The organism is Pedobacter sp. A2324, from assembly GCF_059693705.1.
Map to the genome: position 1 here is coordinate 336,766 of NZ_JCASSK010000003.1, position 14,082 is coordinate 350,847.

Sequence of the window (14,082 nt, forward strand, 5' to 3'; positions counted from 1 at the left end):
GGTAAATATTGAAATCGTATCAAATTGAATATACCTGGGATGTTTTAAAAAATATATGAAAATATTTACCTGTACTCTTGCTGTTTACAATTATTATTCAGATATTTGCACACTCTTAAAAAAATTAAGCGACGATATTTAACAACTATATTTACAAGTCATGTCAAGAGTTTGTGATTTAACAGGAAAAATGGCAATGAAAGGTAATAACGTTTCACACTCGAACGTTAAAACCAAGCGCAAATTTTATCCTAATTTGAAACTTCAGAAATTTTATATCCCTGAAGAAGACCGTTGGATTACGTTGAAAGTTTCTACTTCAGCGATTAAAACCATCAATAAAGTGGGTATTAGCGAAGCGATCAATCGTTTTGTAAAAAAAGGATTTTTGTAAAAAACATTAACTGTTGAGATTAACAGTTTAACTTAATATTAAAATGGCAAAAAAAGGTAACAGAGTTCAGGTTATTTTAGAATGTACTGAGCACAAAGAAAGTGGCATGCCAGGTATGTCTAGATATATTTCTACGAAAAACCGTAAAAACACTACTGAGCGTTTAGAGTTGAAAAAATTCAACCCAGTATTGAGAAAAGTAACCGTACACAAAGAAATTAAATAAGGTTGATGGTTTTAAGGTAGAAGGCTTAGGGTGAGCAACCCCCATTCTATCAATCTATCATTCAATCATTAAAATTATAAGAACATGGCAAAGAAAGTAGTTGCAACCCTTAAAACCGGTACAGGTAAAGAATATTCGAAAGTAATTACGATGGTAAAATCACCAAAAACTGGTGCTTACTCATTCAAAGAGCTTATCGTACATAACGACCACGTAAAAGATGCTATTGCATCTAAATAAGGTTAATATTTTTCAATAAAATATTAAAGGCCGTTCCGTTTAACCGGGAGGGCTTTTTTTGTTATAGCAAATTACGGTTGGGAATAATTTCTAAACAATAATACTAATGGGCTTATTTGATTTTTTCAAAAAAAAAGAAACCGCTCCTGAAGCACAGGAAGCCTTAGACAAGGGACTGGAGAAAACGAAAGACGGTTTCTTCAATAAGATTACCAAAGCTGTTGCGGGTAAATCGACGGTTGATGATGAAGTTCTGGATAATCTTGAAGAAGTACTTGTTACTTCGGACGTTGGTGTTGGCACTACATTAAAAATCATTAAACGGATTGAAGAACGTGTTTCTAAAGATAAGTACCTGAATACTTCGGAACTGAATTTCATTTTAAGAGATGAGATCCAATTGCTCTTGTCGGAAAACAACAGTAACGACTTCCGTCAGTTTGAGTACGGTGACCATAAACCCTATGTAATTATGGTTGTTGGCGTTAATGGAGTAGGTAAAACAACAACAATAGGAAAACTTTCGCATAAGCTTAAGGAATCGGGATTAAAAGTTGTGCTAGGTGCTGCAGATACTTTTCGCGCTGCAGCAGTTGACCAAATTAAGCTTTGGGGTGAGCGTGTTGGTGTAAGGGTTGTTGCTCAGGCCATGGGTTCTGATCCGGCATCTGTAGCTTTTGATACGCTTCAATCGGCAGTTGCAAATGGTGAGGATGTAGTGATTATTGATACTGCAGGCAGGTTGCACAACAAAGTAGGCTTAATGAATGAATTAGGTAAGATTAAGCAGGTGATGCAAAAAGTTGTACCCAATGCGCCACATGAAATTTTATTGGTTTTAGATGCTTCGACCGGGCAGAACGCTTTCGAACAATGCAAACAATTTACCGAAGCTACAGATGTGAACGCACTTGCTATCACGAAGCTTGATGGTACAGCCAAGGGTGGTGTGGTGATTGGCATTTCGGATCAGTTTAAAATACCTGTTAAATATATTGGCGTAGGCGAAAAAATCGGCGATTTACAGCTTTTTGATAAAAAAGAGTTTGTGAATAGCTTGTTTAAATAATATTATAGTAAAGATTAAGTGTAAAAGATGAATACCAAAATAGCAAGAAGTAAAACCTCCATTAAGCAACCTAAAATAAATGTTATTACGCTGGGTTGTTCAAAGAACATATATGATTCGGAAGTATTGATGGGGCAGTTACGTGGCAACAATTTAAATGTTAGTCACGAATCTGACAAAATGGGTAAAGACGATATTGTAGTGATCAATACCTGTGGTTTTATTGACAACGCCAAACAAGAATCTATCGATACCATTCTTCAGTTCAGTGAATTGAAAGAGGCTGGTAAAATCGGAAAGGTTGTTGTGACCGGTTGCTTATCTGAACGATACAAACCTGAACTTGAGGCAGAAATTACTAATGTTGATGCTTTTTTTGGCACTAACGATTTACAAAACATCCTCCATGAACTGGGTGCTAATTATAAGCACGAACTTATCGGTGAACGGTTATTAACTACCCCATCTCATTTTGCTTATTTCAAAATTGCGGAAGGATGTAACCGGCCATGTTCATTCTGTGCCATTCCGCTTATGCGTGGCAAGCATATGAGTAAACCGATGGAAGAATTGGTTAACGAGGCTAAAATCCTTGCTGCAAATGGCACTAAAGAATTGATTCTAATTGCACAGGATCTTACTTATTATGGTTTGGATCTGTATGGTACCCGTAAGCTTGATGAACTGATGCGCCGTATATCTGATGTACCGGGGATCGAATGGATTCGCTTACAATATGCTTACCCAAGTGGATTTCCGATGGAGATCCTGGATGCCATGAATGAGCGTGAAAACATCTGCAAATATCTGGATATGCCATTACAGCACATTACAGATAACATGCTAAAATCGATGAGACGTGGTACAACGAAGCAAAAAACGATAGACCTGGTTAATCAGATCAGGGATAAGGTGCCAAACATTGCTATGCGTACGACTTTAATTTGCGGTTATCCAGGTGAAACGCAACGCGACTTTGAAGAAATGGCACAATGGGTTGAAGATACTAAATTTGACCGTTTGGGTTGTTTTACGTATTCGCACGAAGAGAAAACTCATGCACACACTTTGGTAGATGATGTTCCTGAGGAAGTAAAACAACAAAGGGTTGATGATATCATGGAAATACAACAGGGTATTTCGTTCGACATTAATCAGGAAAAAGTTGGCCAAACCTTCAAGGTATTGGTTGACAAAAAGGAGGGTGATTTTTTTGTGGGAAGAACTGAGTTTGACTCACCGGAAGTTGACAATGAGGTTTTGATTGATGCATCAACAGATTATGCTGCAAATGGAAGCTTTGTTCAGATTATGATTGACCGGGCGGAAGACTTTGATTTATACGGAACAATCGTTTAGAGAAATATATTAATCCCGGACTTATGGTCCGGGATTTTTTTATTAATTTTTTGATGCAGGCCTGGTTTTAATCTGACTAGGTTTTAACCAGATTTTAGCCCCTTTAGCATTTACATAATATTTTTCATTTTTGGAGTTTATGTAAACGTTAGAGCCATCTGGTGCCATTTTACCTTTCCAGGTTTTATCTGAAACTTTTGCTTCGCCTTTTACCGCAACTTCTGCTGTTTTATTACCCACTGATTTAGCTCCTTTATCAATTGCTTTACCTGTGTGATCTAAAGCTTTACCAACCTCTGTTTTCTTTTTTTCCTGTGCGTTAACACTTAAGCCAGCACCGCCAACTAATGCGATTGCTAATAGCCCTATTGCAAATTTCTTTTTCATGACCGATATTATTATTATTTATACCAGTAACATTAGAGGCTGCCGTTTTGTTTCGACCACGGGCATTTCGCTGATTGTTAAAGACTTGTTGGGTATTGAGTTACAATCGGCCTCCGCTTTAACTTAGTTTTTCGGCAAGTAGTTTCATTTCTATCTGAGGAGAACGCTTTTCGTACAGGATGCTATGTACAGCCTTACATATTGGCATATCCACCCCAAAAGCCAGATTCTGAATATGCATGCATTTTGCTGCATAATAGCCTTCGGCAACCATGTTCATTTCTAACTGTGCAGACTTCACGGTGTAGCCCTTCCCTACCATGTTTCCAAATGTACGGTTACGACTAAATTGTGAGTAAGCGGTAACGAGTAAATCGCCCAGATAGGCAGATTCCATAATATCACGATTTATCGGATGTACAACGTCTACAAAGCGTTTAATTTCCCTTATGGCATTGCTAATCAATACTGCCTGGAAATTATCGCCATAGCCGATGCCATGACAAATTCCACTGGCTACGGCATAAATATTTTTTAGTACCGCAGCGTATTCCGTTCCAAAGATATCATCAGATACATTGGTTTTGATATAACGGTTATTTAAAAGCGAGGAAAAAGATGATGCGGTTTCTATTTCGGTACAAGCAATAGTGAGGTAGGAAAGCTTTTCGAAAGCAACTTCTTCTGCATGACAAGGTCCACTTACCACTAATATGTCCTGATAAGGAATATCGTATTTTTGGTGCATAAATTCACCAATGATCAGGTTATCTTCAGGTACAATTCCTTTTATTGCTGAGACAATTTTTTTTCCTTTTAAATCTTCGGGAGTTACACCGGCCAGGGTTTCTTTCAAAAATGCAGCAGGGACGTTTAAAATAACGAAATCTGCTGATTTCAAAATGCAGTTGATATCTGATGAAATTTTATCTGTCGCAAGCTTCAGCTCTACTGAACTTAGATAGTGTGGGTTATGTTTGAATTTTTTAATATGCTCAATGGCAACTTCGTTGCGCATCCACCAATATATTTCCTTTTCAGATAAATTATCTGATAGCATTTTTACAATGGCAGTTGCCCAGCTACCGCCCCCTATCATTGCTATTTTAGGTACCATGTGTATAAAAGGTTAAAAGTAAAAGGTGTAAGGCTGGCCTTTAAAAAAAGGTTTAAGGCAAAAGGTGTAAGATTTAAGGTGGAGACCATTTGTCTGAACCTTAAATCTTACACCCCGAAAACCTTGTAATACGCCTTAAACTTTCGCAAGTTACTATTTCTTGCGAATAATTATAGCTTACTTCTTACCGTCTTTGCTAAACAGTTGGTCTTTAGCTGTTTTTTCTACAAGCATACCATCTTTAAGCTTGTTTTGGATGGCTGAGTAAGGGCCTGTAACCACTTCATTGCCGGCTTTAATACCTGATTTTACGATGATAAACTGGTCGTTTTGGATACCTGTAGTGACTTCGGTTTTCTTAACCTTCTTGGTTTTCGCGTCGTAGGTATATATAAACTGCTTTATTTTCTTATCTGAAAGTTTTGACTTTTGTTTATCGGCACTTCCCTGATCTCCGCTGCTTGCTCCTTCTGCAGACTTTCCGGCATCAGTAAATACAGCCTGAATCGGGATAGCCAAACCATTTACTGTTTCACTTTCTATATCTACCGTTGCCGACATACCCGGGCGGAATATCGATTGTTGTTTACCTTCCATTTCTTCAGTAATCCGTATTTTCACGGAGAAGTTTGTTACCTGATCTACAGAACTTGTGGTGGTGGTACCAACCGCGGTTGATGAACTTGCTATTTCTGTAACCACTCCCCTGAATTTTTTATCAGAGAATGCATCAACTTCTATTGACGCTTTATCACCAACTTTAACTCTGGTTATATCATTTTCATTTACATCAACATTCACTTCCATTGATGAAAGGTTTGAAATGCGCATGATTTCGGTACCTGCCATTTGCGAAGTTCCCAGGATACGATCTCCCAATTCGATTGATAGTTTTGACACTACTCCATCTACAGGTGCATAAATGGTAGTTTTGGCTAAATTGGCACCTGCTTCTTTAACATTGGCACCAGTTTGTTCCAGGGTGAATTTAGCGCCTACAACATTTTCTTTAGCGCTTTCCAGTGTAGCCTTTGCACTAAGGTAGGCAGCTTTGGCTGAATCGAATTCGGATGCTGATATTACTTTTTTTGCAAAAAGCTCAACGTTACGTTTATAGGTAGCCTCTGCATTGATAAAATTTGCCTGGTTTTGTGCCAGCTGCTGCTGCGCTCCGGCAACACTTGCTTTTTGTGCATTATAGGTAGCCACAGTACGCTCGTAACCAGATTGAAGAACATCAGGACGGACTTTACACAGTAACTGACCAGCTTTAACAATATCACCTTCTTTAACTTTTAATTCTACAACTTCTCCTGAAACCTCTGAACTCAATTTAACTTCTGTTTCGGGTTGTATTTTCCCGCTTGCGGTTACTGTTTCAATAACAGTTTTATCGGATGCCTTTTCTGTAGTTACCTTCTCGGTTTTTTCGCCACCAATTACTCCAGCTACTTTTAAGCCGATTAGAATGGCTATGATAACACCAAGGGTAATTAGAATGTGTTTCAGTTTCATAATAGTTTATTTATTGTGGTGATTACACCGGTTGTTCGTGTTAATTTAATTATGCTGATGAGTTATTACACGGGTTATTAAAATGTGATTTGTTTGCCTAAGTAATAATCAATGACCTTGGCTCTGAAAATTATGTCGTATTTAGCCTGTATAAAGTCTATTTCAGCTTTATTTCTATTCGTTTGGGCAGTGCTGTAATCGAGTGAATTTACGAGCCCCACATTATAGCGTTGTTCGACCACATAAAAGGCATCCTTTTGTGCATTAAATGCATTCTGAGTTGAAGTATATCTGCTTTCGGCTGCTTTAAGGTCGTAAACTGCCTGTGAGATTACCTTGCTCAGGTTGTTTCTTGCTAATTGTTCCTGAACCTGTGTATTCTGATAATTAATTTTTGCCTTTCTCACATTTGTGCGGGCAAGAAAGCCATTAAAAATAGGTATAGAAAGGTTTAGACCGATGTACTGATTGAAGTTATCTTCGATTTGAGAAGAGAATGTTTGTTTGCCTAATACGGTTACAAAATCCGGTGTTACGACTGCCTCGTTAGTTAGCTGTGTTCTACCTATTTCAGAAAACCCGTTAGGTGTAATGGATAATACCTTACTTCTGCCGCTTGAAAAGTTAGATCCTAATCCCCCGCCAATTGAGAGGCGTGGATAGTAGGAAGATTTGGCAATATCAACTCCTTTTAATGCTGCCTGGGTACGCAAAGAAGCAAGTTTGATATCGGGGAAACTATTTACCGCTGTACCAAAGATCGTGCTGATGTCGAAGTTGTTTTGCAAAGAATAATTATCTGCAACTGCAGGCGCCTGAACCTCAAAACGGTTTTCCGGCTGCATTTCCATGAGCTGATTAAGTGTTAAATAAGATATTGATAGCGTGTTTTGTGCATTAGTGGTATTTAATTCTGCTGTAGCCACCTGAGACTTTGCCTGGGAAATATCGGCAAGGGTTTTGTTTCCGGCATCAAGTAATGCCTGTTCTCTTTTCAAGGTTTGTTTGGCCACATCCAGCTGTTGCTGGGAAGCTGCCAATAAGTCCTTATTATAGAGGATCTGCATGTAGGCCGTTACTACCTGCAGAATTAAATCATTTTTAATTTTCTCTACATTGGTTTTATCTGCAGAAAGGAGGAGCTTATTTTGTCGGATCTGGTTTATTTTTTGAAAGCCCTGGAAGAGATCGGCACTGGCTGTTAAACTTCCGCTGGCAGAAGAAAACTGCTGACTGATATACTGATTGGTTGATGGATCAATGCTACGTCCAAAGTTCTTGTTGTAATTTGCGGAACCGTTAAGTGAGGGCAATAATGCATTTTTAGATTGCGTTAAATCTTCAGCAGTTAGTGCAGCGCTGAAAGCGGCCTGTTTGATTTGCAAATTATTTTTTAACGTATTATCTACTGCCTGCTGAATGGTTAAAACCTGTTGAGCGCTAGCAGATTCTACAAAAACTAATGTAAGGGCGAGAGCAAGGCCCGAAAAAACTTTATTTTTGGTAAACATCTTCATAATTTGTTTCAAATCTATATAAACAACTTTAATAATTTCAATCTGTACAGGCATTTACTAACTTTGATGCAAAATGTACCTGATCAAATCACCGCTTCTGCTAAAATGGTATTATCCATCCCTGGTATGGAATAAATCCCGCTCGGAAAAAGTCATTTATCTGACCTTTGACGATGGACCTATACCCAATGTTACAGACTTTGTATTAAAAACTTTGAAAGCTTTCAATGCTAAAGCTACATTTTTTTGCATTGGCGATAATATACAAAAGCATCCCGAAGTTTTTAACCGTGTTAAAAATGAAGGACATGCAATAGGTAACCATACTTTCAATCATTTAAAAGGTTGGAAAACCGACAATGAAACCTATCTCCAAAATACAATAAAATGTCAGAAGTTGACGCAGACCAATCTTTTTCGACCCCCTTACGGCCGGATTAAGAAGTCTCAGATCCGTAGCCTAAAATCCATGTTGCTTAATCGGGCTTTTGGTTCGCAGATTAATGGTACGGATTCAAATCTCCAAATCATAATGTGGGATGTGCTCAGCGGTGATTTTGACATCAACCTCGCTCCTGAGAAATGCTATCAAAACGTGATCAAACATACGGAGAACGGTTCTATTATCGTTTTTCATGATAGCTTAAAAGCTTTTGACCGGCTTGAATACACATTACCACGGGTTTTAAAATATTTTGCTGAAAAAGGTTTTGCTTTTGCAACGCTTTAGCGGTAAGCGATTGCTGTGCCAGGTTCAAAAAAGTGCGCTGAAGCAGCAAGGAAGCAATATTAAACAGGATTATGCTAATATGGGTGTTCGTAACTGAACATTATCGTTCGTTACCGGACATTTAATCTGCAGCAAGCACTAGTTTAGTTTTTATTTTCTCTGCTTTATGAAGCTATTATGACTGCTAATTACAGCAATTTTCTGTAGTTTAGAACAATTCCAAATTGCTTAACCGCCTGCCTAAATTGCATTTAAAGGTTGTTTTTTACTATTTTTGTTTTGACCAAAAAAACGAGTTTTTAGTCACCAAGACAAATTAATACACAATAACAATATTCTTTTTGTGAAAAGTGAGGTGTATGTTTTGCTGCGCGAGCTTACAGCAAAAAGAATAAAAAATCAAGATGAGTATTTATAACGATTATATCCAGGAGATTGAAGACAGAAAAATCCAAGGTCTTCACCCTAAACCTATTGACGGAGCAGAGTTATTGAGTGAAATCATCACTCAAATCAGAAATGTAAATAACTTTAACAGAGCAGAATCTGTAAATTTTTTCATATATAATACGTTACCGGGCACTACCGGTGCGGCGAGTGTAAAAGCAGCTTTCTTAAAAGAGATTATATCAGGTGAAACGGTTGTTCCGGAAATTACACCCGACTTTGCTTTTGAATTGTTATCTCACATGAAGGGTGGAGCCTCCATCAAAGTTTTATTAGACATTGCCTTAACTGACAATGGAGATAAGGCTAAAAAAGCGGCTGAGGTGCTTAAAACACAGGTTTTCTTGTACGATGCGGATACAGAGCGTTTGAAAGAGGCCTATCATAATGGCAATGAAATTGCTAAAGAAATATTAGAAAGTTATGCGAGAGCTGAATTTTTCACCTCGCTACCTTCTGTTGCAGAGGAGATTAAGGTTGTTACTTTTATTGCCGGTGTTGGTGATATTTCCACTGACTTATTGTCTCCAGGCAACCAGGCTCACTCCCGCTCGGATCGTGAGTTGCATGGTAAGTGTATGATTACACCTGAAGCGCAGGAGGAAATCCAGGCGCTGCAGGCACAACATCCGGACAAAAGCGTGATGCTGGTAGCTGAAAAAGGCACCATGGGTGTAGGTTCGTCGCGTATGTCGGGAGTAAACAATGTTGCACTCTGGACAGGTAAACGTTCCAGTCCTTATGTTCCTTTTGTTAACATCGCTCCAATCGTAGGCGGCACCAACGGAATTTCGCCGATTTTCCTAACTACAGTTGATGTAACTGGCGGTATTGGTATCGACCTTAAAAACTGGGTTAAGAAAACAGATGAAAACGGAAATGTAATCCGTAATGAAAAAGACGAACCGATTCTGGAAGAAGTTTATTCGATAGAAACCGGCACGGTACTTACGATCAACACAAGAACTAAAAAACTGTATAATGGCGATCAGGAGCTGATTGATATTTCGAAGGCTTTAACTCCACAAAAAATGGAGTTTATGAAAGCTGGAGGCTCGTACGCCATCGTTTTCGGAAAGAAGATTCAAACTTTTGCAGCGAGAACCTTAGGTATCGAGGCACCACTTGTTTTCGCTCCGGCTAAAGAGGTTTCCATTGAAGGCCAAGGCTTAACTGCTGTAGAAAAAATCTTTAACAGGAACGCTGTAGGATTAACACCAGGCAAGGTACTACATGCAGGTTCTGATGTTCGTGTAGAAGTAAACATTGTAGGCTCGCAGGATACTACAGGGTTAATGACTGCTCAGGAGCTGGAGGCAATGGCTGCTACAGTAATTTCTCCAATTGTTGACGGAGCTTACCAATCAGGTTGCCATACCGCTTCTGTTTGGGACAAAAAAGCACAGGCAAACATTCCTAAACTAATGAAGTTTATGAATGAATTTGGCGTTATAACTGCACGTGACCCGAAAGGTGAATATCATGCAATGACTGACGTAATTCACAAAGTACTGAACGACATCACCATTGACGAATGGGCGATCATTATTGGTGGTGACTCACATACGCGTATGTCAAAAGGTGTAGCTTTTGGAGCAGACTCAGGTACCGTAGCGTTGGCACTGGCCACTGGTGAGGCATCTATGCCAATCCCTGAGTCGGTAAAAGTTACCTTCAAAGGCTCGATGAAAGAGCACATGGATTTCCGCGATGTGGTCCATGCTACACAATTGCAGATGTTACAGCAGTTCGATGGCGAAAACGTATTCCAGGGCCGTATCATAGAGGTGCATATTGGTACTTTATTAGCAGATCAGGCATTCACGTTTACAGACTGGACAGCAGAGATGAAGGCAAAAGCCTCAATCTGTATTTCACAAGACGATACTTTGATTCAATCACTGGAAATAGCCAAAGGCCGTATTCAGATCATGATTGACAAGGGTATGGATAACCATAACCAGGTACTTCAGGGATTAATTAATAAAGCGAACAAACGAATTGAGGAAATTAAAACGGGTATCAAGCCGGCTTTAATGCCTGATCAGAATGCGAAGTATTATGCTGAAGTAGTAATTGACCTTGATCTAATCAATGAGCCAATGATTGCCGATCCGGATGTAAATAACGCAGATGTTTCAAAACGTTATACCCACGATACCATTAGGGATTTAACTTTCTATGGTGGTGATAAAAAAGTAGATCTTAGTTTCGTAGGATCTTGTATGGTGCACAAAGATGATTTGAAAATCGTTTCACAGATGTTGAAAAACGTTGAAACCAAAACTGGTAAAGTAGAATTTAAGGCACCACTAGTAGTTGCAGCGCCGACTTACAACATCATTGATGAATTGAAAGCTGAAGGTGACTGGGAATATTTACAAAAATATTCTGGCTTTGAATTCAGTGATGCCCTGCCAAAAAGCACTGCGAGGACGGAGTATGAAAATATTATGTATCTGGAGCGTCCGGGTTGTAATTTGTGCATGGGTAACCAGGAAAAGGCAGCAAAAGGCGATACTGTAATGGCTACATCTACCCGATTGTTTCAAGGTCGTGTGGTGGAAGACAGAGATGGTAAAAAAGGCGAATCTTTATTAGCATCGACACCAGTTGTTGTCTTATCTGCTATTTTAGGCCGCATTCCAAATATTGCAGAATACAAAGAAGCGGTTGAAGGAATTAACTTGACCAAGTTTACCCCTATTTCAACAAAACAATAAAGGAGTATACCTTGTTTAAAACACACAATTAATAACAATTAAATTTAAGCAGTATGGCTTTTGATATAGAAATGATCAAAAAGGTTTATGCAAATTTTGGCAGTCGCGTTGATGCGGCCCGCAAAATTGTTGGCAGGCCTTTAACACTTTCAGAAAAGATTTTATACGCTCACCTTTGGGATGGCGATCCTAAGAAAGCATTTTCGCGCGGAACGGATTATGTAGATTTTGCACCAGACCGTGTTGCGATGCAGGATGCGACTGCTCAGATGGCTCTTTTGCAATTTATGCAAGCTGGCCGTCCACAGGTTGCCGTTCCTTCTACCGTTCACTGCGATCACCTGATCACTGCAAAAGAAGGTGCATCAATAGATTTACCTCATGCGAGAACAGAAAGTGCGGAAGTTTTTGATTTCTTATCGTCTGTATCAAATAAATATGGTATTGGTTTCTGGAAACCAGGTGCGGGTATCATTCACCAGGTAGTATTAGAAAACTATGCATTTCCAGGCGGGATGATGATCGGAACCGACTCACACACTGTAAATGCAGGTGGTTTGGGTATGGTTGCAATTGGTGTTGGTGGTGCTGATGCCTGTGATGTGATGGCTGGTTTACCCTGGGAGCTTAAATTTCCTAAGTTAATTGGTGTTAAATTGACTGGTAAACTGAATGGCTGGACTGCTGCTAAAGATGTAATTTTGAAAGTTGCAGGTATTTTAACCGTAAAAGGTGGTACTGGTGCAATTGTTGAATATTTCGGTGATGGCGCGATCAACTTAAGCTGTACCGGTAAAGGTACCATTTGTAACATGGGTGCTGAGATTGGTGCGACTACCTCAACCTTCGGTTACGATGAAAGTATGGAGCGTTATTTGCGCTCTACTGACCGGAATGAGGTTGCTGACGAAGCTAATAAAATTAAGGAATACTTAACAGGTGATGCTGAAGTTTACGCAGATCCTGAACAATATTTTGATCAGGTTATTGAAATTGACCTCGACACCCTTGAACCGTATTTGAACGGTCCGTTTACACCAGATTTAGCTACTCCTGTTTCGCAAATGAAAACTGAGGCAGAGAAAAACGGATGGCCATTGAAAGTGGAATGGGGTTTAATCGGTTCTTGTACAAACTCTTCTTATGAAGATTTATCGAGAGCAGCATCAATTGCCAATCAGGCTATTGCGAAAGGTTTGGTTACCAAAGCGGAGTTTGGAATTAATCCGGGTTCGGAACAGGTACGTTATACTGCGAATCGTGATGGTTATTTGAAAACTTTCGAGGATCTAAATGCTACTATCTTTACCAATGCCTGCGGACCATGTATTGGTATGTGGGACAGGACAGGTGCTGAGAAAGCGGAGAAGAATACCATTGTACATTCATTTAACAGAAACTTTGCTAAGCGTGCCGATGGTAATCCTAATACATTTGCATTTGTAGCCTCGCCAGAAATGGTAGCTGCGATTGCTATTGCGGGTGATTTGGGTTTCAATCCTTTGACGGATACGCTAACGAATGATAAAGGCGAACAAATCAAATTAGATCCACCTTCTGGTTTTGAATTACCTACCAAAGGTTTTGCTGTAGAGGATGCAGGATATCAGGCTCCGGCTGCTGATGGTTCTTCGGTTCAGGTTTTGGTTTCACCTACTTCTCACCGTTTGCAGCTACTGGATCCTTTTACTCCATGGGAAGGTACAGATTTAAAAGGTTTAAAACTGTTAATCAAGGCTAAAGGTAAGTGTACAACGGATCATATTTCTATGGCAGGCCCTTGGTTAAAGTTCCGCGGTCACTTAGATAATATCTCAAATAATATGCTGATCGGTGCAGTGAACTACTTCAACGATAAAACAGATAATGTTAAGAATGAAATCACAGGTGAATACGGTCCTGTTCCGGCAACACAGCGCGCTTACAAGGCCGCAGGTTTTGGTTCGATAGTAATTGGCGACGAAAACTACGGCGAAGGCTCATCACGTGAGCATGCCGCTATGGAGCCACGCCATTTAGGCGTTAGGGCTGTACTGGTAAAATCCTTTGCGCGTATACACGAAACCAACCTTAAAAAACAAGGTATGCTCGGTTTGACTTTTGCTGATAAAGATGATTACGATAAAATCCTGGAAGATGATACTGTGGACATTTTAGGTTTAACTGAGTTTGCGCCAGATAAACCATTGACCCTGGTATTGCACCATTCAGATGGTTCTGAAGATTCTTTCCCGGTTAATCATAGTTACAATGCTCAACAAATCGACTGGTTTAAAGCAGGTGGTGCGCTAAACATCATCAGAGCTGAAGCTGCTGCAAAAGCCGGTAACTAGTCAGGAAGTTCGTTAATTTATATCA

13 protein-coding genes are annotated in these 14,082 nt (G+C 39.5%); 9 read left to right on the forward strand and 4 right to left on the reverse strand.

Annotated features, from left to right (window positions below; translation table 11 throughout):
- Positions 1 to 160: 160 nt before the first annotated feature.
- The 5 genes from rpmB to rimO all read left to right on the forward strand — a co-directional run bounded on the left by rpmB (position 161) and on the right by rimO (position 3,288).
- Positions 161 to 394, forward strand: a complete 234-nt coding sequence (gene rpmB / locus AC570I_RS10670) for a 50S ribosomal protein L28 (protein WP_010599806.1) — start codon at positions 161 to 163, stop codon at positions 392 to 394.
- A gap of 43 nt (positions 395 to 437) precedes the next feature.
- Entirely contained in the window at positions 438 to 620 is a 183-nt protein-coding gene (gene rpmG, locus AC570I_RS10675) for a 50S ribosomal protein L33 (protein ID WP_010599807.1), read from the forward strand.
- An 84-nt stretch (positions 621 to 704) separates the two neighbouring features.
- Positions 705 to 860: a DUF4295 domain-containing protein gene (locus AC570I_RS10680; protein WP_010599808.1), complete on the forward strand. Its 156-nt coding sequence runs from the start codon at positions 705 to 707 to the stop codon at positions 858 to 860.
- A 106-nt stretch (positions 861 to 966) separates the two neighbouring features.
- Complete coding sequence (ftsY, locus tag AC570I_RS10685) at positions 967 to 1,929, forward strand: signal recognition particle-docking protein FtsY (protein ID WP_497405436.1); 963 nt, start codon at positions 967 to 969, stop codon at positions 1,927 to 1,929.
- 27 nt (positions 1,930 to 1,956) lie between these two features.
- Complete coding sequence (gene rimO, locus AC570I_RS10690; RefSeq protein ID WP_497405437.1) at positions 1,957 to 3,288, forward strand: 30S ribosomal protein S12 methylthiotransferase RimO; 1,332 nt, start codon at positions 1,957 to 1,959, stop codon at positions 3,286 to 3,288.
- Between the two features lie 42 nt (positions 3,289 to 3,330).
- Here the strand turns inward: rimO and AC570I_RS10695 are convergent, their stop codons facing one another.
- On the reverse strand, positions 3,331 to 3,675 hold the full coding sequence (locus AC570I_RS10695) for a hypothetical protein (RefSeq protein WP_047798718.1): 345 nt from the start codon (positions 3,673 to 3,675) through the stop codon (positions 3,331 to 3,333).
- Between AC570I_RS10695 and AC570I_RS10700 the strand changes: the two genes are divergently transcribed.
- Positions 3,674 to 3,802 (forward strand): hypothetical protein, encoded by a 129-nt coding sequence (locus tag AC570I_RS10700; protein WP_255352146.1) that lies wholly within the window; start codon positions 3,674 to 3,676, stop codon positions 3,800 to 3,802. The two genes, AC570I_RS10695 and AC570I_RS10700, sit on opposite strands and share 2 nt — an antisense overlap.
- Here the strand turns inward: AC570I_RS10700 and AC570I_RS10705 are convergent.
- The 3 genes from AC570I_RS10705 to AC570I_RS10715 form a co-directional block, all read right to left on the reverse strand.
- A complete protein-coding gene (locus AC570I_RS10705) occupies positions 3,794 to 4,792 on the reverse strand; it encodes an NAD(P)H-dependent glycerol-3-phosphate dehydrogenase (RefSeq protein WP_047798719.1) in 999 nt (332 codons plus the stop codon). The genes AC570I_RS10700 and AC570I_RS10705 overlap by 9 nt on opposite strands.
- Before the next feature lie 177 nt (positions 4,793 to 4,969).
- Positions 4,970 to 6,307, reverse strand: a complete 1,338-nt coding sequence (locus AC570I_RS10710) for an efflux RND transporter periplasmic adaptor subunit (RefSeq protein ID WP_497405438.1) — start codon at positions 6,305 to 6,307, stop codon at positions 4,970 to 4,972.
- A gap of 77 nt (positions 6,308 to 6,384) precedes the next feature.
- The gene (locus tag AC570I_RS10715) at positions 6,385 to 7,878 is read right to left on the reverse strand and encodes a TolC family protein (protein ID WP_497405439.1); all 1,494 of its coding nucleotides are present in this window, start codon (positions 7,876 to 7,878) and stop codon (positions 6,385 to 6,387) included.
- 19 nt (positions 7,879 to 7,897) lie between these two features.
- On the opposite strand from AC570I_RS10715, the gene AC570I_RS10720 reads away from it, so the two are divergent.
- The 3 genes from AC570I_RS10720 to AC570I_RS10730 all read left to right on the forward strand — a co-directional run bounded on the left by AC570I_RS10720 (position 7,898) and on the right by AC570I_RS10730 (position 14,057).
- Positions 7,898 to 8,554, forward strand: a complete 657-nt coding sequence (locus AC570I_RS10720; protein ID WP_497405440.1) for a polysaccharide deacetylase family protein — start codon at positions 7,898 to 7,900, stop codon at positions 8,552 to 8,554.
- Between the two features lie 404 nt (positions 8,555 to 8,958).
- Positions 8,959 to 11,724 carry a bifunctional aconitate hydratase 2/2-methylisocitrate dehydratase gene (locus AC570I_RS10725; protein ID WP_497405441.1) on the forward strand — a complete coding sequence of 922 codons (2,766 nt, stop codon included), beginning with the start codon at positions 8,959 to 8,961 and terminating at the stop codon, positions 11,722 to 11,724.
- Positions 11,725 to 11,777: 53 nt separating this feature from the next.
- Positions 11,778 to 14,057, forward strand: a complete 2,280-nt coding sequence (locus tag AC570I_RS10730) for an aconitate hydratase (RefSeq protein WP_497405442.1) — start codon at positions 11,778 to 11,780, stop codon at positions 14,055 to 14,057.
- Positions 14,058 to 14,082 lie beyond the last annotated feature (25 nt).

Bases quoted from the DNA above. Each gene is read 5' to 3' on its own strand.
- rpmB (WP_010599806.1), top strand. From the start codon at position 161: ATGTCAAGAGTTTGTGATTTAACAGGAAAAATGGCAATGAAAGGTAAT.
- rpmG (WP_010599807.1), top strand. From the start codon at position 438: ATGGCAAAAAAAGGTAACAGAGTTCAGGTTATTTTAGAATGTACTGAG.
- AC570I_RS10680 (WP_010599808.1), top strand. From the start codon at position 705: ATGGCAAAGAAAGTAGTTGCAACCCTTAAAACCGGTACAGGTAAAGAA.
- ftsY (WP_497405436.1), top strand. From the start codon at position 967: ATGGGCTTATTTGATTTTTTCAAAAAAAAAGAAACCGCTCCTGAAGCA.
- rimO (WP_497405437.1), top strand. From the start codon at position 1,957: ATGAATACCAAAATAGCAAGAAGTAAAACCTCCATTAAGCAACCTAAA.
- AC570I_RS10700 (WP_255352146.1), top strand. From the start codon at position 3,674: ATGACCGATATTATTATTATTTATACCAGTAACATTAGAGGCTGCCGT.
- AC570I_RS10695 (WP_047798718.1), bottom strand. From the start codon at position 3,675: ATGAAAAAGAAATTTGCAATAGGGCTATTAGCAATCGCATTAGTTGGC.
- AC570I_RS10705 (WP_047798719.1), bottom strand. From the start codon at position 4,792: ATGGTACCTAAAATAGCAATGATAGGGGGCGGTAGCTGGGCAACTGCC.
- AC570I_RS10710 (WP_497405438.1), bottom strand. From the start codon at position 6,307: ATGAAACTGAAACACATTCTAATTACCCTTGGTGTTATCATAGCCATT.
- AC570I_RS10715 (WP_497405439.1), bottom strand. From the start codon at position 7,878: ATGCCTGTACAGATTGAAATTATTAAAGTTGTTTATATAGATTTGAAA.
- AC570I_RS10720 (WP_497405440.1), top strand. From the start codon at position 7,898: ATGTACCTGATCAAATCACCGCTTCTGCTAAAATGGTATTATCCATCC.
- AC570I_RS10725 (WP_497405441.1), top strand. From the start codon at position 8,959: ATGAGTATTTATAACGATTATATCCAGGAGATTGAAGACAGAAAAATC.
- AC570I_RS10730 (WP_497405442.1), top strand. From the start codon at position 11,778: ATGGCTTTTGATATAGAAATGATCAAAAAGGTTTATGCAAATTTTGGC.